Annotated in this window: 20 protein-coding genes and 1 riboswitch; of the genes, 11 read left to right on the top strand and 9 right to left on the bottom strand. The window is 73.2% G+C overall.

The features are described 5' to 3' along the window. Positions 1–180: 180 nt before the first annotated feature. From NP777_RS35545 to NP777_RS35535, 3 genes are all read right to left on the bottom strand, one after another. Positions 181–1,281 (bottom strand): prenyltransferase, encoded by a 1,101-nt coding sequence (locus tag NP777_RS35545; protein ID WP_256654311.1) that lies wholly within the window; start codon positions 1,279–1,281, stop codon positions 181–183. Beyond that, positions 1,278–2,012, bottom strand: coding sequence for a class I SAM-dependent methyltransferase (locus NP777_RS35540; protein WP_256654310.1), 735 nt, complete (start codon positions 2,010–2,012; stop codon positions 1,278–1,280). The genes NP777_RS35545 and NP777_RS35540 overlap by 4 nt, the downstream gene beginning before the upstream one ends. 74 nt (positions 2,013–2,086) lie before the next feature. Next, entirely contained in the window at positions 2,087–3,427 is a 1,341-nt protein-coding gene (locus tag NP777_RS35535; RefSeq protein ID WP_256654309.1) for a glycosyltransferase family 4 protein, read from the bottom strand. A gap of 391 nt (positions 3,428–3,818) precedes the next feature. Between NP777_RS35535 and NP777_RS35530 the strand changes: the two genes are divergently transcribed. Both NP777_RS35530 and NP777_RS35525 read left to right on the top strand, forming a co-directional pair. Beyond that, positions 3,819–4,433 (top strand): TetR family transcriptional regulator, encoded by a 615-nt coding sequence (locus tag NP777_RS35530; protein ID WP_256654308.1) that lies wholly within the window; start codon positions 3,819–3,821, stop codon positions 4,431–4,433. Positions 4,434–4,636: 203 nt separating this feature from the next. Continuing rightward, complete coding sequence (locus NP777_RS35525) at positions 4,637–5,257, top strand: response regulator transcription factor (RefSeq protein ID WP_256654307.1); 621 nt, start codon at positions 4,637–4,639, stop codon at positions 5,255–5,257. An 85-nt stretch (positions 5,258–5,342) separates the two neighbouring features. Here the strand turns inward: NP777_RS35525 and NP777_RS35520 are convergent, their stop codons facing one another. After that, the gene (locus tag NP777_RS35520; protein WP_256654306.1) at positions 5,343–5,579 is read right to left on the bottom strand and encodes a ferredoxin; all 237 of its coding nucleotides are present in this window, start codon (positions 5,577–5,579) and stop codon (positions 5,343–5,345) included. Next, positions 5,576–7,042, bottom strand: coding sequence for an aldehyde dehydrogenase (locus tag NP777_RS35515; protein WP_256654305.1), 1,467 nt, complete (start codon positions 7,040–7,042; stop codon positions 5,576–5,578). Before NP777_RS35515 ends, NP777_RS35520 begins: the two co-directional genes overlap by 4 nt. Positions 7,043–7,222: 180 nt before the next feature. On the opposite strand from NP777_RS35515, the gene NP777_RS35510 reads away from it, so the two are divergent. From NP777_RS35510 to NP777_RS35475, 8 genes are all read left to right on the top strand, one after another. Beyond that, positions 7,223–8,275 (top strand): MBL fold metallo-hydrolase, encoded by a 1,053-nt coding sequence (locus tag NP777_RS35510; RefSeq protein WP_256654304.1) that lies wholly within the window; start codon positions 7,223–7,225, stop codon positions 8,273–8,275. Positions 8,276–8,380: 105 nt separating this feature from the next. After that, entirely contained in the window at positions 8,381–9,898 is a 1,518-nt protein-coding gene (locus NP777_RS35505) for a cytochrome P450 (RefSeq protein WP_256654303.1), read from the top strand. Positions 9,899–9,964: 66 nt separating this feature from the next. Continuing rightward, positions 9,965–10,531 (top strand): GNAT family N-acetyltransferase, encoded by a 567-nt coding sequence (locus NP777_RS35500; RefSeq protein WP_256654302.1) that lies wholly within the window; start codon positions 9,965–9,967, stop codon positions 10,529–10,531. Between the two features lie 31 nt (positions 10,532–10,562). Then, positions 10,563–10,637, top strand: a riboswitch (cobalamin riboswitch). Positions 10,638–10,810: 173 nt separating this feature from the next. Further along, positions 10,811–12,103, top strand: coding sequence for a prenyltransferase/squalene oxidase repeat-containing protein (locus NP777_RS35495; RefSeq protein ID WP_256654301.1), 1,293 nt, complete (start codon positions 10,811–10,813; stop codon positions 12,101–12,103). Next, positions 12,100–12,774: an SCO2322 family protein gene (locus tag NP777_RS35490; protein WP_256654300.1), complete on the top strand. Its 675-nt coding sequence runs from the start codon at positions 12,100–12,102 to the stop codon at positions 12,772–12,774. The genes NP777_RS35495 and NP777_RS35490 overlap by 4 nt, the downstream gene beginning before the upstream one ends. Positions 12,775–12,791: 17 nt before the next feature. Next, positions 12,792–14,165, top strand: a complete 1,374-nt coding sequence (locus NP777_RS35485) for an energy-coupling factor transporter transmembrane component T (protein WP_308405314.1) — start codon at positions 12,792–12,794, stop codon at positions 14,163–14,165. Next, on the top strand, positions 14,162–15,784 hold the full coding sequence (locus tag NP777_RS35480; RefSeq protein ID WP_256654299.1) for an ABC transporter ATP-binding protein: 1,623 nt from the start codon (positions 14,162–14,164) through the stop codon (positions 15,782–15,784). Before NP777_RS35485 ends, NP777_RS35480 begins: the two co-directional genes overlap by 4 nt. Then, entirely contained in the window at positions 15,781–16,638 is an 858-nt protein-coding gene (locus tag NP777_RS35475) for an ECF transporter S component (RefSeq protein WP_256654298.1), read from the top strand. The genes NP777_RS35480 and NP777_RS35475 overlap by 4 nt, the downstream gene beginning before the upstream one ends. A 47-nt stretch (positions 16,639–16,685) precedes the next feature. On the opposite strand, the gene NP777_RS35470 is transcribed toward NP777_RS35475, so the two are convergent. Then, entirely contained in the window at positions 16,686–17,252 is a 567-nt protein-coding gene (locus NP777_RS35470) for a hypothetical protein (RefSeq protein WP_256654297.1), read from the bottom strand. Between the two features lie 372 nt (positions 17,253–17,624). Here NP777_RS35470 and NP777_RS35465 point away from each other — a divergent pair, with 372 nt between their 5' ends. Further along, positions 17,625–18,764: a UDP-N-acetylglucosamine--N-acetylmuramyl-(pentapeptide) pyrophosphoryl-undecaprenol N-acetylglucosamine transferase gene (locus NP777_RS35465; protein WP_256654346.1), complete on the top strand. Its 1,140-nt coding sequence runs from the start codon at positions 17,625–17,627 to the stop codon at positions 18,762–18,764. Positions 18,765–18,780: 16 nt separating this feature from the next. On the opposite strand, the gene NP777_RS35460 is transcribed toward NP777_RS35465, so the two are convergent. Genes NP777_RS35460 through NP777_RS35450 form a run of 3 tightly spaced genes read right to left on the bottom strand, consistent with a single transcriptional unit; the run spans position 18,781 to position 21,316 of the window. Further along, positions 18,781–19,215, bottom strand: coding sequence for an arsenate reductase/protein-tyrosine-phosphatase family protein (locus NP777_RS35460; protein ID WP_256654296.1), 435 nt, complete (start codon positions 19,213–19,215; stop codon positions 18,781–18,783). After that, a complete protein-coding gene (locus NP777_RS35455; RefSeq protein WP_256654295.1) occupies positions 19,212–20,351 on the bottom strand; it encodes a DegT/DnrJ/EryC1/StrS family aminotransferase in 1,140 nt (379 codons plus the stop codon). The genes NP777_RS35460 and NP777_RS35455 overlap by 4 nt, the downstream gene beginning before the upstream one ends. Beyond that, positions 20,348–21,316, bottom strand: a complete 969-nt coding sequence (locus NP777_RS35450) for an ATP-grasp domain-containing protein (RefSeq protein ID WP_256654294.1) — start codon at positions 21,314–21,316, stop codon at positions 20,348–20,350. The genes NP777_RS35455 and NP777_RS35450 overlap by 4 nt, the downstream gene beginning before the upstream one ends. Positions 21,317–21,319 lie beyond the last annotated feature (3 nt).

Below are 21,319 nucleotides of genomic sequence, written 5' to 3'. Positions count from 1 at the left end.
CCCCGAAACTGGGGCTCCGCCCCAGACCCCGGGACCGAGCCCCTGCCACTGCCGCCGATCGTCCGCGACGCCGTCGTGGCCGGTCGTGCCCACGCGGCGGAGCCGCACATCGACACAGCCCCGCGCCCCTTCGGGGCACGGAGGGGAACAGCCCGCCGCAGGCGTCACGTCGGACTCACCCTAGCCGCAGCAGTTCGAGTCCAACCCACGCGGCAGCCGCTCGCCGCCGAAGACGGCCGTGGTCGCCTCGTCGCCACCCAGCGCCGCCACGGCGAGCAGCAGCGACCCGGCCGTCCAGGTCGTGCGCTCCTCCGGCCAGACCGCGTCGTCCTCGAAGACGTAGCCGGTCCAGTACATGCCGTCCTCGGCGCGCAGCGTCGGCTGGATCCACCGCAGGATGTCCACCGCGCGGTCGGACTCCCCCATCACCCAGAGCGCGAGCGCCAGTTCGCAGCTCTCGCCGCCGGTGACCCAGGGGTTGGGCGAGATACAGCGCACCCCGAGCCCGGGGACCACGAAGCGGTCCCAGCCCTCCTCGATGCGCTCCTTGGCGGCGGCGCCGGTGACCGCGCCGCCGAGCACCGGGTAGTACCAGTCCATCGAGTAGCGGTGCTTGTCCAGGAACCGCTCGGGGTGGTGGCGTATGGCATGGCCGAGCAGCCCGGCCGACAGCTCCCAGTCGGGCTGGGGTTCCTCCCGGTGCTCCGCGATGGCCAGCGCGCAGCGCAGCGCCTGGTAGACGGAGGAGGAGCCGGTCAGCAGGGCGTCGGGGTCCACGGTGCCGTCGGCGCGGTGCCGCCAGCCGATCTGGCCGCCGCTCTGCTGCAGCCCGAGCACGAACTCGACGGCGGCGAAGACCGTGGGCCAGATCTGGTCGAGGAAGGCGTCGTCGCCCGTGGAGAGGTAGTGGTGCCAGGCGCCGACCGCCACGTAGGCGCAGAAGTTGGACTCCCGGCCGCAGTCGGCGGGGTCGGTGGCGGCGACGCCGTCCGGGGTGTCGGGGTAGGCCGCGTACCAGGAGCCATCGGGGTTCTGGTGCCGGGCCAGCCAGCGGTAGGCGGCCGTGGCGCGCTCGTGCTCGCCCGCCACGTCCAGCGCCATCGCGGACTCGATGTGGTCCCAGGGGTCGAGGTGGTGGCCGCGGAACCACGGTATGGCGCCGTCCGCGCGCTGGACGGCGGCGATGCCCTCGACCGTGCGCAGCACCTGCTCGGGGCTGAGCACCCCGGGCAGCGCGAGCCGTTCGGTGCGGGGGCCGGGGCGCGGTCCGAGCGCCGTCACGCCCGCTCCTCACGCGGGGCGTGGGGCTTGGTCGCGTACGCCACGAAGCTCTTGCCGATGACGGGGTTCAGGGCGCGCTCGGCGACCCGCGTGGCCAGCGGCTTCTTCATGATGTCCCACACCAGCAGCTGGTGGTACGCGCGCACCGGCAGCGCCTTGTCGTTGTCCACCCCGAAGGCGCACTTGAGCCACCAGTAGGGGCTGTGCAGGGCGTGGGCGTGGTGGGTTCCGTACGGCCGCAGTCCGGCCTCGCGCATCTTCTCCAGCAGCTCGTCGGCGCGGTAGATGCGGATGTGGCCGCCCTCGACCTCGTGGTAGGCGTCCGACAGCGCCCAGCAGACCTTCTCCGGACCGTAGCGGGGCACGGTGACGGCGATCCGGCCGCCGGCCTTGAGCACCCGCACCATCTCGGCGAGCACACCCTTGTCGTCGGGTATGTGCTCCATCACCTCGGAGATGATGACCACGTCGAAGCTGTCGTCGGGGAAGGGCAGGGCGAGGGCGTCGCCCTCCATGGCGGTGGCCGTGGCGCCCGCCGGGGCCTCACCGGCCTCCTTCATGGCGGCGAACCAGTTGGCCACCTCGCGTATCTCCTCGCCGTTGCGGTCGAGCGCCACGACCTGGGCGCCGCGCCGGTAGCACTCGAAGGCGTGCCGTCCGGCGCCACAGCCGAGGTCGAGGACGCGATCGCCGGGGGCGAGCGGGAAGCGGGAGAAATCGACGGTCAGCACGGGGGTCTGCTTTCGTCCGGCGGATTCGTGAGGCGGGAGAGGTCGGGGGCGTTGGGGGTGGGAGAGGCGGGGACTCAACGGCGGGCGGCGGCCCGCGCGGAGGCGCCGATGGCCTGGCGGTACTGCTCGACGGTGCCGCGGGCGGCCTGCTCCCAGGTGAAGCGCCGCAGCACCCGTTCGCGGCCGGCCGCGCCCAGCCGCCGTCTGAGGTCGGCGTCGCCCAGCAGCCGGGTGAGGGCCGCGGCGAGCGCGTCGGCGTCGCCGGGCGGTACGGCCAGACAGGTCTCGCCGTCGGCCCCGGCGACCTCGGGTATCGCACCGCCGGTCGTGGCGACCAGCGGGGTGCCGGTGGCCATGGCCTCGGCGGCGGGCAGCGAGAACCCCTCGTACAGCGAGGGCACACAGGCGATCTGGGCGCCGCGCACCAGGTCCACCAGTTCGGCGTCGCTGATGCCCTTGACGAACTCGACGGCGTCCTCGAGCCCGTGGCGCGCCATGGTGGTCGCCACCGGCCCCTCCTGCGGCCGCTTGCCGACGACGACCAGATGCGCCTCGGGGTTCTCGGTGCGGACCTTGGCGAGCGCCTCGATCAGATACACCAGGCCCTTGAGCGGCACATCCGCGCTGGAGGTGGTGACGATGCGGCCGGGGGTCTCCGGGACGGCGGGGTCGGGCGAGAACAGGCCGGTGTCCGCGCCGATGTGCACCACGTGGATCCGGTCCGGCCGCACCCCGAGGTCCTCGCCGATCTCCCGGCGGGAGGAGCCGGAGACGGTGAGCACCGAGGGCAGCCGCCGGGCCACCCGCTTCTGCATCCGGGTGAAGCCGTACCAGCGGCGCACGGAGAGCCGGCGCTTCCAGCCGTCGGCGGCGTCCAGCTCCAGCCGGCGGTCGACGGTGATCGGGTGGTGGATGGTGGTCACCAGCGGGAAGCCGAGCTTCTCCAGACCCAGCAGCCCGTACCCCAGGGTCTGGTTGTCGTGGACGACGTCGAACTGGCCGGGGCGCGCGGCGAGATGGCGGCGGGCGCGCAGGCTGAAGGTGAGCGGCTCGGGGAAGCCGCCGGTCCACATGGTGGAGACCTCCAGGGCGTCGATCCAGTCCCGGTACTCCTCCCGCCGGGGGGTGCGGAACGGGTCGGGCTGGCGGTAGAGGTCCAGGCTGGGCAGCTCGGTGAGGGCGACGCCCGCCTCGGCGTCGAGCACCGGATACGGCTGGGCGCCGATGACCTCGACGGTGTGGCCGAGCCGGGCGAGTTCGCGGGAGAGATGGCGTACGTAGACGCCCTGGCCCCCGCAGAATGGATTCCCCTTGTAGCTGAGCAGCGCGATGCGCAGCGGCCGTTCCTCGGTGGCGGTGGGGGGTGCTGCTCGATCCGGGTCGACCCCGGCCTCCTGCGCGGCCTCTGCGGTCACTCGCGCCCCCTCCTTGGTGCAGTTCAGCGGGAGCGTATCCGCTTCCGTTTATCTAGAACAAGTTTCACTAACGCATCCCCTGAGAAGTCACGAAGATACCTGCCCCGGGTGACCTCTCCAGGGCCGGGGCGGGTGATCCCTACCACTCGGTAGCCGGGATGTCAGGAGAAGTTGACGACCGGGGTGTGCACCGGGTGCGGCCTCGCCGACGCGCGGGCGGGCGCCGCTCGGCAGCAACCTGCCCCGACTGCGCGGACACGGGTGGATCGGGGAGGACCCGCGCTAGCCTAGAACGAGTTCCAGTGACTCGCAGGCCCGGGACGGTCCTGCCATCATGCACGATGTCCGCTTGTCGCCGACCCGCAGACGCAACACATTCGAAGTGGGACAAATGACCGCAGAAGTCAAGCCGGCCGCCCTGCAGCTGACCGAGCGGCAGGAGGCACGCCGCCGGCGCATCCTGCACGCCAGCGCCCGGCTGGCCAGCCGGGGCGGCTTCGACGCGGTCCAGATGCGCGAGGTCGCGGAGAACTCCGGAGTGGCGCTCGGCACCCTCTACCGCTACTTCCCCTCCAAGGTCCATCTGCTGGTCGCCACGATGCAGGATCAGCTCCAGCACATGCACGAGACGCTGCGCAAGCGGCCGCCGACCGAGGAGGAACCGGCCGCCCGGGTCGCGCAGACGCTGATGCGCGCCTTCCGTGCGCTCCAGCGCGAACCCCATCTGGCCGACGCGATGGTGCGCGCCCTCACCTTCGCCGACCGCTCGGTCAGCCCGGAGGTGGACACGGTCTCCCGGCTCACCACCGCGATCATCCTCGACGCGATGGGCCTGGACGAGGCCCCGACCGCCGAGCAGCTCTCGGCGGTCCGCGTCATCGAGCACACCTGGCATTCGGCGCTGATCACCTGGCTCTCGGGGCGTGCCTCGATCGCCCAGGTGAAGATCGACATCGAGACCGTCTGCCGTCTGATCGACCTCACCGCCGCCACCCCGGCCCGATAGCCGGAGGGACGGCACAACAGGGGCGCGCACGCCAATTCCTGCGCCCCTTCAAGCTCCTGGACGTGGTTTATGCGCCCTCACGCCCCCCATTGGCTCAAATTCCGCGTTCACGCCCTGCCCAATCCCGGTATTCATGAACGGCGCGCGACAGAGCGACAACGGCGCGCGACGAGAAAACCGCATCGTGGGGGGTGGAGAAGTTCGTGATCCGGTTACTTCTGGTACACGAGTCAGGATTGCTGCGATCGGCCCTGGCATCCGTGATAGGGGCCGAACCAGACATCGAGGCTGCCGCGTGCTCCTGGCGCGACGCGCGTAGCAGAGCCCGTTCCCTACAGCCGCAGGTGTGCGTGGTGGACACGGACAGCCCGGTGGCCGACAAGGCGGCACGGAAGGGCGAGTGGGGGAAGTTCGTGGCATCCGCGTCTGGGGAGGGCGGGGACTGTGGACTCCTGGTGCTGGTCAACTCTGAGCGGCCGGGCCCACTGCGCCGAGCGCACGAGGCCCGCGCGCTCGGCTACGTCGACAAGGACGCCCCGCCGCAACGGCTGATCGAGGCCATACGGCGGGTGGCGAAGAAGGAGCGGTACGTGGACGACGCGCTCGGCTACGGCTTCCTCCAGGCCGCCAAGATCCCGCTGACCGAACGCGAGTTGGGCGTGCTGTCGCTGGCCGCCGACGGCGCCTCCATACCGGAGATCGCCCGCACGCTGCATCTGTCCACCGGGACGATCCGCAACTACCTGGCCGCGATCACCCGGAAGACCGGGGCGCGCAACCGCGTGGACGCCATACGGATATCGCAGTGCGAGGGCTGGGTCTGAGATCGCGGTACGAGGGCCGCTGACCCGGCGGCGGGCCGCGGGCGACGGGAGGCGGGCGACGGGCCGGGGGCGGCGGCCAGGAGAGCTAATCGTCGGGAGGAAAGACCTGCTCACCGGTTTCCGACAGCCGGATGGCGATCGCCTCGACCGGACAGCCCTCGGCCGCCGCGAGCACCGCCTCGGAAGCATCGGCCTCCGTCTCGACCGGATGCGACTGCCGCGCCCCGTCGAGCCGGAAGCCGCCGGGGGCGGTGCTCACGCACATGCCCGAGCCGATGCAGACGCCGCGGTCCACCTCGATCCGCCAGCGGTCGCCCGTCAACTCGGCTCCCCGTCCCAGCCCTGGGGCAGGTGGATCATCTTGTGCTCCAGGTACGCGGAGAACCCCTCCGGGCCGAACTCCCTGCCCAGACCGGAGTTCTTGTAGCCGCCGAACGGCCCGAGCATGTCGAGGCTGAAGGTGTTGACCGAGTAGGTGCCGGTGCGGACGCGCCGCGCGAAGTCGATGCCGTGCCCGACGTCCGCCGTCCAGACGGAGCCGGACAGCCCGTAGTCGGAGTCATTGGCGATCCGGGCCGCCTCCTCCTCGTCCCCGTACGGCAGCAGACAGATCACCGGGCCGAAGATCTCCTCACGGGCGATCCGCATATCGTTGCCGACGTCTCCGAAGAGCGTGGGCTCCACGTACCAGCCGGTCTGCTGGGCCTCCGGACGGCCGCCGCCGGTCAGCACCTTGGCGCCCTCCCGCTGCCCCAGCGCGATGTAGTCCAGCGACCGCCGCTGCTGCCGCCGCGCCACCAGCGGCCCGACCTGAGTGGCCGGGTCCAGCGGGTCGCCGACGACCAGGGCGGAGGCGGCGGCCGCGAATCGCTCGGCGATCTCGTCGTAGAGGGCGCGCGGCGCGAGGATCCGGGTCTGGGCCACACACGCCTGTCCGTTGTTCATCCAGGCGTTGGGCACGATCCCGGCGACGGCCGCCGCCAGGTCCGCGTCCGGCAGGATCACCGCGGCCGACTTGCCGCCCAGCTCCAGCGTGACCCGGGTCAGCCGGCGCGAGGCCACCTCCATCACCCGCTTGCCGGCCGCGACCGAGCCGGTGAACGACACCTTGTCCACGCCCGGGTGGCCGACCAGGTACTCGCTGACCTCACGGTCGGCCGGGAGGATCGACAGCACCCCCTCGGGCAGCCCCGCCTCGGTCGCGATCTCCGCCAGGATGTAGGAGTCCAGCGGCGTCTCGGGCGACGGTTTGAGGATCACCGAGCACCCCGCGAGCAGCGCGGGCGCCAGCTTCGCGGCCGCCACGAACTGCGGTACGTTCCACGGCACCACGGCCGCGACCACCCCGACCGGCTCCCGCCGCACCAGCAGCGGGCCGAGCGCCCCGGCCCGCCGCTCCTCGTAGACGAAGTCGCGGGCCACGGTGATGGCCGAGTCCCACACCATCATCGCGCCGAGCGCCTGGGCGAGCACGCTCCAGGAGTACGGGGAGCCGTTCTGCGCGCTGATGACCCGGGCGATCTCCTCATGGCGTACGGCGATGGCGTCCTTGATCCGGGTGACCACCGCGATCCGCTCGTCCAGGCCGGTCCGGGCCCAGGGGCCCTCGTCGAACGCCGTCCGCGCCGCCGCGACCGCCCGGTCCACATCGGCGCGGGCGGCATGCGGCACCCGGCCGATGACCTGCTCGGTGTGCGGCGAGACGACCTCGATGGTGTCCCCGCCCGCCGGATCGGCCAGCGCGCCGCCGATGAAGAGCTGCCCGTGCTCGATGAGGTCGTCCATCGCTGATGCCTTCCGGCCGATGACTGAGGGATACATCCGACTGAGGGGGTACGGGTGGGTACGGTCGGCCCGCCCGGGGGCCGTGGGCCGCCTGCCGCACCGAATATCTGACGCGGCATCAGAACTGATACCAGTTCTAGCTATAGTGGGCAATGCTTGTGTCGAGGAGAGGGGGAGCCGATGGCGCAGGTGACGCGCGTGACCGACCATGGCGGCGGAGTGTGGAGCATTCCGGTGCCGATCCCCGACAACCCGCTCGGGCACACCCTGGTCCACCTCCTCGACACCGACCGCGGCCCGGTCCTGATCGACACCGGCTGGGACGACCCCACGGCCTGGGACACCCTCACCGCCGGGCTCGCCGCCTGCGGCGTCTCCGTCTCCGATGTCCACGGCGTCCTCGTCACCCATCACCACCCCGACCACCACGGGCTGTCCGGCCAGGTGCGGGATGCGTCCGGGGCGTGGATCGCCATGCACGCCGCCGACACCCAGGTCGTCCGGCGCACCAGGGAGGCCGAGCCCTCCCGCTGGCTGGACTATCTGGAGGAGAAGCTCGCCGCGGCCGGGGCGCCCGAGGAACATCTGGCGCCGCTGCGCGCCACCCGCGCGTCCGGCCGCACACGTCTCCCGGGGCAGCGGGCCGCCCTCCCCGACCGCGAGATCGTCCCCGGTGAACTCCTCGATCTGGCGGGCCGCCGGCTGCGCGCCATCTGGACCCCCGGCCACACCCCCGGCCATGTCTGTCTCCACCTCGAAGAGGCCCATCCGGCGGCCGGGGAGGGTCTGACCGGCCATGGCCGCCTGTTCTCCGGCGACCATCTGCTGCCCGAGATCACCCCGCATATCGGGCTCTACGAGGACCCCGACGACCTGACCGTCACCGACCCGCTCGGCGACTACCTCGACTCCCTCGAACGCGTCGCCGCCCTCGCCCCCGCCGAGGTGCTCCCCGCCCATCAGTACGCCTTCACCGACGCCCCGGCGCGGGTGCGGGCGCTGCTGGACCACCACGAGGAGCGGCTGGCCGGGCTGCTGGCGCTGCTCACCACCCCGCTCACCCCGTGGCGGCTGGCCGAGGCGATGGAGTGGAACCGCCCGTGGGAGCAGATCCCCTTCGGCTCCCGCAATATCGCGGTCTCGGAGGCGGAGGCGCATCTGCGCCGCCTGGTGAAGCTGGGCAGGGCGGAAGCGGTGCCGGGCAGCGATCCTGTGACGTACCAAGCGATTTGATTGACGTATGGGGTGCCGGTCCGACGGACCGGAAGCTAGCCTTACCCGGCGCCTGGCGCACACGCCCGCACACACCCCGTAACAGCCGTACCAGCAGGAGCATGCGTGACGAGCCCCATCCGCGATTCCGCGCCGACCCCCGGTCCGACTGCCGATCCGACGCCACCCCCGGGCTGCCCCGCGCACTCCGGCCAGGCCCCGGCCGGGCCGGGGCTCGAGTCGCTGCACGGCCCCGAGTTCGCCGCCGACCCGGCCGCCACCTACGCCCGCCTGCGGGAACACGGGCGGATCGCGCCCGTCGAACTGGCGCCCGGCGTCCCCGTCTCGCTCGTCACCAGCTATCAGACCGCCCTGGACATCCTGCGCGCCCCCGAGACGTTCTCCAAGGACGCGCGCCACTGGCAGGCGCTCGCCGACGGCACCATCCCCATGGACAACCCCGTGGTGCCGATGATGATGTACCGGCCGAACGCGCTGTGCAGTGACGGCGAGGAGCACCACCGGCTGCGCTCGGCGATCTCCGACACCCTCGACCGCCTGGACATCCACGCGCTGCGCCGCTACGTGGAGCGGAGCGCCGACTTCCTGATCGACCTCTTCGGCCCCAGGGGCGAGGCCGATCTGCTCAAGGAGTACTCCGCCCGGCTCCCCCTGCTCGTCTTCAACCAGCTCTTCGGCTGCCCGCCCGAGCTGAGCGACAAGCTGGTGCGGGCGCTCTCGGCGCTCTTCGACGTCACCGAGGACTCCGAGCAGGCCAACGCGCTGCTCGCGGAGACCCTCTTCCAGCTCATCGCCCTCAAGCGGGAGGATCCGGGCCCGGACATGACGTCCTGGCTGATCGCCCACCCCGCCGAGCTCACCGACGAGGAGCTGATCCACCAGATCGTCGTCCTCGTCGGCGCGGGCACCCAGCCCCAGCAGAACCTGATCTGCAACGGGCTGTTGCTCCTGCTGTCGGACGAACGGTTCCGGGGCGATCTCGCGGGCGGCACCATGCTGATCGGGGACGCGCTCAACGAGGTCCTGTGGAAGGACCCGCCGCTGGCCAACTTCTGCGTCCACTACCCGCGCCACGACGCCACGGTCGACGGACACCGGCTGGCCAAGGGCGACCCCGTCGTCATCAGCCTCGCGGCCGCCAACAACGACCCGTACCTGCTGTCGAACCGGCGTGGCAACCGGGCGCATCTGGCGTGGAGCGCGGGCCCGCACACCTGCCCCGCGAAGGACCCGGCCCAGCTCATCGCCTCCGTCGCCGTCGAGAAGCTGCTCGACCGCCTGCCCGATCTCGAACTGGCCGTCCCCGCCGAGGAGTTGGAGTGGCGACCCGGCCCCTTCCACCGGGCCCTGGCCGCGCTGCCGGTGCGCTTCCCGCGGACGGCCGCCAAGTCCGACGAGGCGCTGGCCGAGATGGCGGCGGCGGCGACCGCGGCCATCTCGGGGGCCGTGGGCAGGACGCCCACGGTCTCGGGGGCGGACGCCCCGGGCGACGGTCCCGACGAGACCGTGGCGGACACCGCGTCCGCCACCACGGAGCCGGAACCGCGGCCCGAATCCGGCGCCGAGCACGAGGCCCGGCGCCGCTGGTGGAAGTCGCTGGCCCAGTGGTGGCGCCGCGGATAGCGGATGGGGCCGTCAGGCGCGCTGTCCGATTGCCGGGTGGTGCCCGGCCGCGTAGCGTCGCGGCGCATGACCCCGACGCTGCGCACCGCGCGCCTGCTGCTCGAGCCGTACCGGCCCGAGGACGAGGACGCCTTCGTGGCGCTGTTCCAGGACCGGCGGGTGTGCCGCTGGCTGGGGGACGGCAGGCTCGCCACGGCGGCCGAGGACCGGGCGCTGTTCGGGCGGATCTTCACCAAGGTCTACGCCCGGCGGCTGTTCGACGTATGGGCCGTCCGCGAGGACGGCCGGTACGTCGGCCACGCCGAGATCAAGCCGACCGAGACCGTCGGCGGCCACGAGATCGTCTACGCGCTGGCGCCGGAGGCGTGGGGGCGCGGTCTGGGGACCGAGCTGACCGAGGCGGTCGTCGGCCACGGCCTCGGCGCGCTCGGGCTGGACGAGGTGCACGCCACGGTCATGGCGGCCAACGAGGCGTCGCTGACCCTGCTCACCCGGCTCGGCTTCGCGCACCGCCGTGATATCGAGGAGGAGGACGGCACGACGACGCGCTGTCTCTCGGTCGTCCGGGGCGGCAGCCGTTTCGGCGGCCGTGCGCGGTGGGCGGCTGCAGGCGCCCGACAAGTCGGCGGATAAGCTGTCCGTAAAATTCATACGCGTCCGATCGGGGGAAGCCGGTGCGATTCCGGCGCTGACCCGCAACCGTGAGCGCGCCCCGCGGGGCGTACGAGCCGGAACACCCGGGCGGGCGCGACGACGCAGGCTCCCGCCGCCGGACGACCGGTGGCGGCACCGTCGAGGTATGCGGAGCTGAGCCGGGTGCCAGGCGTGCCGCGGAGCGTTCCGCGTGCGGCGCGGCTGGACGGCCGTGCGCGGCTGCGTGCGCCCGTCCACCGACCGAGAGGCACCACAGCCATGAACATTCGCCGCAGCGTGGCGGCTCTTTCCCTGTGCGCCGCCCTGGGCGCGGCCGCCGCGCCTGCCGCCGTGGCCGAAGACGGCCCGGCCGGGCGTGCCGAGGGGCTCTACGGCGCCAAGGACCCGAAGTTCGACGGGGTGTGGCGGCAGTCGCTGGCGCTGCTCGCCCAGGACGCGGTGGGCGTCACCCCGGCGAAGTCGGCCATCGACTGGCTGGCCGGGCAGAGTTGCGCGGACGGCGGCTTCGCGGCGTACCGCACGGACACGTCCACGGCGTGCGACCCGAAGAAGGGCGAGTTCACGGACGCGACGGCGGCGGCGGTCCAGGCGCTGGCCGCGGTGGGCGGCCGCTCCGGCACCGTGGAGAAGGGCATCGGCTGGCTGAAGGGCCACCAGAACGAGGACGGCGGCTGGGGCATGAACCCGGGCGGCCCGAGCGACGCCAACTCCACCGCGGCGGCGATCGGCGCCTTCGCCGCCACCGGCCAGGACCCGGCGAAGGTGACGTCGGCCACGGGCAAGGGCGGCAAGACCCCGTACGACGCGCTGCTCGCCCTGCGGCTGGGCTGCTCGGCGAAGGCGGAGGAGCGCGGGGCGTTCGCGTACACGGCGGCCAAGGGCGAGCCCGTCGCCAATGAGCTGGCCACCGCGAGCGCCGCGCTGGCCGCGCAGGGCAAGGGCTTCGTCTTCGAGACCGTCGGCAAGGACAGCGGCGCCGAGCCCAAGCCGCTGCGCTGCGAGAAGGGGAAGGACGGGGACAACACCCCGAAGGACGCGGAAAGCACCCCGAAGGACGCCGCCGAGGCCGCCCTGGCCCATCTCTCCCGCGTCATGTCCGACAGCGATATGCACCTGAAGTCCGCGCTGCCCGGCGCCAAGGACCAGCCCGACTTCGGCGGCACGGCCGACGCGGTGATGGCTCTCGCCGCCGGGGAGCACAGCGCGGCCGCGGGCAAGCCCCTTCAGTGGCTGCAGAGCGAGGACAGCGGCACGGCTGCCTGGGCCAAGGGCGACCCCGGCGCGCTCGCCAAGCTGATCCTCGCGGCCCACGCGGCCGGCGCCAACCCCCGCGACTTCGGCGGCGCCGACCTCGTCCGGCAGCTCAACGCCACCGGTCCGAAGCCCGAGGCGGCGGCCCCGGGCGCGGAGTCGGACGGGAACGGCGGGAGCGAGGAGAAGAAGGACGACGGCGGCGGGGTCGGCGGCGTCTGGTGGACCGTCGGCGTCTGCGCGGTCGCCGGCATGGGCATCGGCTTCCTCCTGAGCGGCCGGAAGAGGCGACAGCTTTGAGCCCACGCATCCACGCGGCCCGGCTGTCGCTGCCCGTCCTCGCCCTGTTCCTCGCCCTGTTCGCGATACTCGGCACGGGCCGGGCCCAGGCCGCCGACGGATATCGCTACTGGTCGTTCTGGCAGCGGGCCGGGGACGGCGGAAGCTGGAGCTACGCCACCCAGGGGCCCTCCTCGGCGCGGCCCGGTGACGGCGACATGATCGGCTTCCGCTTCGCGGTCAGCGAGGACTCGAACGACGCCACCCGGCCGCGCGGCATGGCCGACTTCGCCGCCGTCTGCGCCGACACCCCGGCCACGGACGGCACCAAACGGGTCGCGGTGGTCATCGACTTCGGTACGGCCACCGACGCGCCCGACCGCCGGACGCCGCCCGCCCCCCGTACCGAGTGCGCACGGGTCGGTGCGGACGCGTCCGCCGGGGAGGCGCTCGCCGCCGTCGCGAAGCCGCTGCGCTACAACTCCGCCGCGCTGCTGTGCGCCATCTCCGGTTATCCGGAGACGGGCTGCGGGGACAAGGTGAGCGCCTCCGTGGACGCCCGCCCCGCCCCGAAGGGCGGCGGCGAGGCGGACGGCGGCTCCGGCCCCTCGGCCGGGCTGATCGGCGGGCTCGCCGCCGTCGTGCTGCTCGGCGCCGCGGCGGTCTGGCAGGCGCGCCGCCGTCGGGTATGAACGTACGGAAGACCGGCATGCCACCGCGCACCACCGCCCCGGCCACGGCTCCGCGCCGCCCCGGCGCCGGGTTCCCCGTCCGGCCGCCCGCCGGTACCCCGCGCGGCGGAAGCGCCCTGCACGCCGGGGCCTGGTGGCTGTGGGCGCTCGGGCTGGCCACGGCCGCGTCCCGGACCACCAACCCGCTGCTGCTCGGGCTGCTGATCGCGGTCGCGGGCTATGTGGTGGCCGTGCGCCGCACGGACGCGCCATGGGCCCGCTCGTACATCGCGTTCCTCAAGCTGGGGCTCGTCGTACTGGCCATCCGGCTGTTCTTCGCGGTCTTCTTCGGCTCGCCGATCCCCGGGACGCGGGTGCTCTTCACGCTCCCCGAAGTCCCGTTGCCCCACTGGGCGCAGGGGGTGCGCGTCGGCGGCCGGGTGTCGGCCGAGGGGCTGGTGTTCGCGCTGTACGACGGGCTGCGGCTGGCCACCCTGCTGATCTGCGTCGGCGCCGCGAACGCCCTCGCCAGCCCGGCGCGGCTGCTCAAGTCGCTGCCCGGCGCGCTCTACGAGGCCGGGGTCGCGGTCGTGGTGGCGATGACCTTCGCACCCCATCTGGTGGCGGACGTGACCCGGCTGCGCTCCGCCCGCAGGCTGCGCGGCCGCCCCGACCGCGGGGTGAAGGCGCTGCTGCAGGTCGGACTGCCGGTGCTGGAGGGCGCGTTGGAACGCTCGGTGGCCCTGGCGGCGGCGATGGACGCGCGCGGCTACGGCCGCACCGCCCAGGTCCCGCCCGCCGTCGCCCGCACCACCACCGCGCTGACGCTGGGCGGGCTGCTCGGCGTCTGCTGCGGTACGTACGGCCTGCTCGCGGCCGAGGGCGCGGGCTACGGACTGCCGGTGCTGCTCGGCGGACTCGCCGCCGCGCTCGGCGGCCTGTGGCTGGGCGGCCGCCGCTCGGTGCGCAGCCGCTACCGCCCGGACCGCTGGGGCGTACGGGCGTGGCTGGTGGCCGGGTCGGGGGCGGCGGTCGCGGCACTGATGATCCGGGCCGCCTCCTACGCCCCCGAGGCCCTCCAGCCGTCGGTCGTCCCGCTCACCACCCCGACCCTGCCGCTATGGCCCGCGGCGGCAGTGCTCCTGGGCCTCCTCCCGGCCCTCGCCGCCCCGGCCCCGGACCCGGCCCCGACCCCGTCCCCGGACCCGTCCCGCGAACCGCGTCCGGTGAACGAGGCCCCCGCCGCACCGGCCCGAGGGCGAGCCCGGCGGCGCGACCCGCGCCCCGACACGCCACCCGCCCCGCACCCGGCGGACGTCCCCGACCACCACCGCACCGCACAACCCCCGCCCGGCGGCGAGCGCGCTGACGCGCGAGCCGAGGCGGAACCCGAGGAGGGCAGCACGCAGTGATCCGCTTTGAGCAGGTGTCGGTCCACTACGACGGCGCGGCCCGGCCCGCGCTGGCGGGGGTGGACCTGACCGTCCCCGAGGGCGAGCTGTGTCTGCTCGTGGGCCCGTCCGGGGTCGGTAAGTCGACACTCCTCGGGGCCGTCTCCGGTCTCGTACCGCATTTCACCGGTGGCACCCTGCGCGGCCGCGTCACGGTCGCGGGCCGGGACACCCGTACCCACAAGCCGCGCGAACTCGCCGACGTCGTCGGCACCGTGGGGCAGGATCCGCTCGCGCACTTCGTCACCGACACCGTCGAGGACGAGCTGGCGTACGGCATGGAGTCGCTCGGCGTCGCCCCGGACACCATGCGCCGCCGGGTCGAGGAGACCCTGGATCTGCTGGGCCTCGCCGAGTTGCGGGGCCGTCCCATCGCCACGCTCTCCGGCGGGCAGCGGCAGCGCGTGGCGATCGGCTCGGTGCTCACCACCCACCCCCGCGTGCTGGTCCTGGACGAGCCGACCTCCGCGCTGGACCCGGCCGCCGCCGAGGAGGTGCTGGCCGTGCTGCAGCGGCTGGTGCACGACCTGGGCACCACCGTCCTGATGGCCGAACACCGCCTCGAGCGGGTGGCGCAGTACGCGGACCAGATGATCCTGCTCCCCTCCCCCGGCGCCGCCCCGCTGACCGGCGCACCGGCCGAGTTGCTGCCGGTGTCGCCCGTCCGGCCGCCCGTGGTGGCGCTGGGCGCCCTCGCGGGATGGCCCCCACCGGTGCCGCTGTCCATACGGGACGCCCGCCGCAAGGCGGGGCCGCTGCGGGAGCGGCTGGCGCCGCTCGCCCCGCGGGCGGTGGCCGGTCCACCGCCGGGCGGCCCGGTGGGCGAGGTGACGCGGCTGTCCGTACGCCACGGCCGGGTGGCGGCGCTGCGCGGGGTGGACCTGACGGTGCGGCCGGGTGAGACGGTGGCGCTGATGGGGCGCAACGGCGCGGGCAAGTCCACGCTTCTGGCCAGTCTGGTCGGGCTGCACGAACCGGCCTCGGGCTCGGTGCGCGTCGGCCCGGACCGGGTCGTACCGCACCGCACCCGCCCCGCCGAACTGCTGCGCCAGGTGGGCCTCGTACCGCAGGAGCCGCGCGATCTGCTCTACGCGGACACGGTCGCCGCCGAGTGCGCGGCGGCCGACCGGGACGCGGGCGCGGCGCCCGGCACCTGCCGTGAGCTGGTCGGCCGGCTGCTGCCGGAGGTGGCGGACACCGCCCATCCGCGCGATCTGTCCGAGGGGCAGCGGCTGGCGCTGGCCCTGTCCGTCATCCTCACCGCCCGTCCGCCCCTGCTGCTGCTCGACGAGCCGACCCGCGGGCTCGACTACGCGGCGAAGGCGCGCCTGGTGGAGGTCGTGCGGGGGCTGGCCGCGGACGGCCACGCGACCGTACTGGCCACCCACGATGTCGAGCTGGCGGCCGAACTCGCCCACCGCGTCGTCATCCTGGCCGAGGGCGAGGTGGTCGCGGACGGCCCCACGGCGGAGGTGGTGGTCTCCTCGCCCGCCTTCGCCCCACAGGTGGCCAAGGTGCTGGCCCCGCTGCCGTGGCTGACGGTGCCGCAGGTGCGCGAGGCGCTGGAGGGAGCGCCATGAGCGGGACGGCACCGAGCGGGCCGCAGCGGGCGGAGCGGGAACGCGGCGGCAGGACGAGGGCCGTACGCCTCGGCCCGCGCTCGGTGGCGGCGCTCGCGCTCGTCTCGGCGATCGGTGCCGTCGCCTTCGGCTGGCCGCTGTTCGCACCGGGCGACTCCGGGATCACCACCCACGCCGCCGACGCGCCCTGGCTCTTCGCCGCGCTGCTCCCGCTGCTGCTGGCCGTGGTCGTGGCGACCATCGCGGACACCGGTCTGGACGCCAAGGCCGTCGCGATGCTCGGGGTGCTGGCGGCGGCGGGGGCGGCCCTGCGGCCGCTGGGCGCGGGGACGGCCGGGATCGAGCCGATGTTCTTCCTGATGGTGCTGTCGGGGCGGGTGCTGGGCCCCGGTTTCGGCTTTGTCCTCGGCGCCGTGTCGATGTTCGCGTCCGCGCTGCTCACGGGCGGGGTGGGCCCATGGATGCCGTTCCAGATGCTGGCGATGGGGTGGGTGGCGATGGGCGCGGGGCTGCTCCCCGGCGCCGCCCGGCTGCGCGGCCGGGCGGAGTCGCTGCTGTTGGCGGGGTACGGGGCGGTGGCGTCCGTGGCCTACGGAACGGTCATGAACCTCCAGGGCTGGACCCTGATGCAGGGCATGGCCTCGGGAATCTCCTACGTCCCCGGCGACCCGCTCGGCGAGAACCTCGCCCGCTTCGTGGCGTACTGCCTGGCCACCTCGCTGGGCTGGGACCTGCCGCGGGCCGTGGTCACGGCGCTGCTCACCCTCACCCTCGGCGGACCGGTGCTGCGAGCGCTGCGCCGGGCCACGCGCCGGGCGGCGTTCGAGGCGCCGGTGGCGTTCGAGAACGGGTAACCGGGCGGGCCCGGCGCGCTGTCCGCACCGGGCCCGCCCGTCCCGGGTCAGTTCTGGTGGAAGACGGCGGTGTCCCACTGAGCGACCCACCGGCCGTCGCCGAACCGCAGGTTGGCCGTGCACTTGTAAGTGTCACCGTCGCAGTTCAGGCCGGTCACCGGCACCGGGGCGGCGGCCTCCCGCGGAGCCTTGACCGTCTTCGCCGACACGGTGGGCACGGCATTGGCCACGGCCTGGTGGAACACACTGGCGTTCCACTGGGCGACCCACCTGCCGTCACCGAACTGCAGCCCGGCGGTGCACTTGTAGGTGTCCCCGTCACAGTTGAGGCTCGTGACCGGGACCGGGGCCGCGGCCCTGCGCAGCGCGTCCGCCGAGCGGGTGGTCCGCTGATGGCTCGCCGCGCTCTGGTGGAATACGCTCACATTCCACTGCGCGACCCACCGGCCGTCGCCGAACGCCAGGTTGGCCGTGCACTTGTAGGTATCGCCGTCACAGTTGAGGGCGGTCACGGGGACGGGCGCGGCGTTGGCCGCCGGGGCGACCGCCGTGGCGGCCAGGGCCAGGGCTCCCAGCCCCAGGAACGTACCGGTGAGCATTCGGCGAGCTGACATGTCGTCGCTTCCCTTCGACTCCGGCCATCCAAGGCGCAATTCCCCATAAAACACCTCAAGTGGCCAATTCGATGACATCACAGAGATTAGCTGTCCTTAAAGGCTTTTCATGTGCTCGTACTACATGAACACATATACGAAACAGCACCCGTTACGGCGATGGCGGTCATCGTGGATTGACGATTCCAGGCATACGAAAACGGCGGCGCCCCAAGGGGCACCGCCGAGAAATCGATACCGCCGAAATCCAAGCCCGGGATTCCGGTCGATCAGCGCTCGCGCGGCTCGAATCGTCCTCCGGGCTGCGGTCGAGCCAGTAGGGTGCGCGGGGTGAACGAACCTGCTTCCCGTCTGTCGAGTACCTTCCGCCTCATCGTCACGGGCGGAGGTACTGGCGGCCACACCTACCCTGCGTTGACTGCGGTTCGGGCGTTGCAGGCCCGGCTGGCGGCCGAGGGGCGCACGCTCGATGTCCTCTGGATCGGCACGCCTGACGGGCTGGAGGCCCGCGTCGCCCCGGCCGAGGGCATCGCCTTCACGACGGTCGCGACGGGCAAGATCCGCCGGTCCGCGAACCCGCTCAAGATGATCAGCCCGGCGAATGTCAAGGACATGGCGCGGGTACCGCTCGGTGTCGCTCAGGCCCGCAAGATCGTGTCGGACTTCCGGCCGGACGTCGTCCTCGCGACCGGCGGGTACGTCGCCGTCCCGGCCGGGCTGGCGGCGCGGATGTGCAAGCGTCCGCTGGTGCTGCATGAGCAGACCGTGCGGCTCGGGCTGGCGAACCGGAAGCTGGCCGGTTCGGCGGCGCGGATCGCCGTGTCGTCGGAGTCGACGCTCCCGCTCCTCCCGGAGGCTGTACGGTCCGTGGCCGTTGTCACCGGGAACCCAGTGCGGCCGGAAGTGTTGGCCGGCCACGCGGAGAAGGCGGTCGTCGGGCTCGGGTTGGCCGGCTTCGACCGGCGGCTCCCGACGCTGTATGTCACCGGCGGCGCCCAAGGCGCACAGCAGATCAACGATGTGATCCGGGACGCCCTCCCGTGGCTCCTGGAACGGGCCAACATCATTCACCAGTGCGGGCCGACGAACGTCGAGGCCCTGCGCACGACCGCGGCCGGGCTCCCGCAGCACCTCACCGGCCGGTACTTCCTCACCGGGTTCGTCGGCCCAGAACTCCCTGACGTCCTGGCGCTCGCCGACGTCGTGGTCTCCCGTAGCGGTGCCGGCACTCTCGCGGAGCTCACCGCCCTCGGCAAGCCCGCGATCTTTGTGCCTCTGGCCTCCTCGGCGGGGAATGAGCAGGCGCACAACGCCCGGCACCTCGAGGAGGCGGGCGCCGCCGTAGCGCTGGAGGGCGAGGTCACCGCGGCCCGGCTGCAAGACGCCCTGGGGCCGCTCCTGACCGACCCGGCGCGGCGCGCGGGAATGGCAGAGGCGGCCCGGGCGCACGGACGGCCGGACGCGGCGGACAGGCTCGTGGACGTGATCCTGTCCGCCGCGTCCAGCGGGTGACCGGCCGGGGCCGTGTCTACGGGAGGTGCCGCGGGGCGCCGTCCTCGATGAGGCGGACGACGTCGGCGAAGACCTCCTGCCCCTTGCCCCAGGGGTCGGGGACGTCCCGGTCAGCGAGGTAGAGGCCGAGCTTCGGCGCGTCCGTCTCATCGGCCAGTGCACGGAGGGCGGTGAGGATGGCACCGTCCATGGCGAGGACGGTGTCCGCCCAGTCCAGTAGGCCGGGGGTGAGGTGCACGCCGCGGTGGGCGGTGAGGTCGTAGCCGGCCGCCGCCGCGGCGGCCATCATCTGCGCATGTGCGGGCTTGCCGACCCACTTGTCCCGGGTGCCGGCGGACCGGACCTCAACGGCCGGGCCGCCGAGCTCGGCGAGGATGAGTGCGGCGAGCGGTGAGCGGCAGTGGTTCCCGAGGCACACCGTGAGCAGCCGCCGCGGCCGGGCGGTGCTCATTGGCCGGTCCCCGCCGCGAGGATCTGCCGGAGCTCGTCGGTGGCGTGCCGAGCGTCCGTCTCTGTGAGGTGCTGGTGGAATGGCAACGTCATGATCTCTCGGCCCAGGCGCTCGGTGACGGGCAGCGGCCGGTGCCACGGGGCGAAGGCTGGCTGCGTGTGGTTCGGGGGGTAGTGCACACCGACGCCGATGCCGCGCTTCCGTAGCGCGCGGAACACCTCATTGCGGCGGCCGTCGAGGACGCGGACGGCGCACATCGGCGGCACGGTGTGCTCAACGTCGGCGTCGACCAGGACGACGCCGGCGACCCCTTCGAGGGCGGAAGCGTAGGCGCGCCACAGCGCGCGGCGCCGGGTCTCCGCCTCCGCGAAGTGGTCGAGTTGCACGAGGCCCACAGCGGCGTTGAGCGGCGACATCTGCACGCGCATCCCGAAGCCGTCAACTGTGTACGTCGTCGTCTCCGCCCGGCGGGCCGCGGACTCGATGATGCCGAGGCCGCGGAGCCGTCGGCAGGTGTCGGCCTCCAGCGGCGTGCGCGGCACGATCGCGCCGCCGAGCCCGCACGTGAGGTTCTTGACGGGGCCGAAGGAGAAGCACGTCAGTACGCCGGTGGCGCCGACCCGGCGCTCTTCCTGCCAGGAGCCGAACGCCTGCGCCGCGTCTTCGACCACGGTCACACCCTGCTCGTCCAGGGCGGGCCGGGCCGGGGCGAGGTCGATGGCCCGGCCCCCGTAGAGGACCGGAATCACAGCGCGGGTGTCCGGTGTGAGGGCGCCCAGGACCTCGGCGGCCTCGACGCAGCACGTGCCGGGGTCGACCTCGATGAACCGCGGCCGGGCCCCCGTCGCGACGATCGCCTGAACGGTCGCGCAGAACGTGAATGACGGAACGAGCACTTCGTGCCCGGGGCCGATGTCCGCGGCGAGCAGGGCGACGTGGAGGGCGGCCGTGCCCGTGGCGACCGTGACAACGTCCGGAACGCCGAGGAACGACGCGATGCGCTGCTCGAACTCCTCTGTGGTCGCGCCGTGGTTGTACTGCCCTGCGCTCAATGCCGACGCGATGGCGGCCTCCTCGCCGCCGTAGAGGTACGGGCGCGCGTTGTGCGCGATGTCCGGGGATGCGGTGCGGGTCATCGGGCCGTCCCTTCCCTGGTGGTCAGCGTCTCGACGTAGCGCGTGAGGGTGACGTCAGGCTTGTACGTGAGCTGGTCGTGGTCGACGTCCTGGCGGAAGAGGCCGCGCAGGTACTGCCCGACGTAGTCCGCCCCGGCCGCGACGGAAGCAGGAAAGCCTCCGCCGACCCTCGCATTCGCCTCGGTGATGACCACGCGGTCCGGGCCCTGCTCGTCGCGGATGAAGCCCTGCACGCAGCACGCCCCAGTAACACCCGTAGCGGTGAGCGTCGCGCGGACGCACTCGGCCACCTGGGCGTCGGTGAACGTGCGGGAGACGACAGCGAGCCCGCCCTTGACGAGGAGTCGGTACCGGAGAATCACAGATGCCTGGCCAGCACGGTCCACGAGGCAGTCTGCGGTGAACTCCCGGCCGCTCACGTGCTGCTGCACGATCGGCGCCGGAACGAGTTCGCACAACACCCTGGCCTGCTCCCGCGTCTGGCACGCGTGCACACCCTTCGCGCCCTGCCCATGCCGCGGCTTGACGACGAGGAGGCCGTCCGGCGCGCGGTCGAGATCGTCCGGGAGGACGGTGCGCGGCGTCGCTACTCCGTGCTCGGCAAGCACCGCGGCGAACCGGGCCTTGTCGCCGCACGCCGTGACCGCTTCCCGGGTCGGAAGCCAGGTGGTGACGCCGAGGTCGGCCAGCGGCCGGCGGAGGGTGACCAGCTGCGGGAGTTCCCGCTCGACGGTCGAGAGGATGGCGTGCGGGCGGGCCTCCGCGCACAGCCGGACGATAGCCGTGCGGTACGCGGCGTCCGCCGCTGGCGGGAGGACGTGCGCGGTGACCTCCGGAAGGAGGAGCCCGGCCGCGTGCGGGTCCGCGTCGACCGCGAGGACTTTGCAGCCGAGCCTCTGGAGGGACCGGGCGAGTTCGAAGCCGGGGGCACCGCCGACGCCGGTCACGAGGATGCGCTTGGCCACCGC

The sequence above is a fragment of the Streptomyces rugosispiralis genome (assembly GCF_024505145.1).
In the GTDB taxonomy this organism is placed as follows: domain Bacteria; phylum Actinomycetota; class Actinomycetes; order Streptomycetales; family Streptomycetaceae; genus Streptomyces; species Streptomyces rugosispiralis.
The sequence above is the reverse complement of the archived record's forward strand: the minus strand, read 5'-3'. Positions and strand labels throughout refer to the sequence as shown.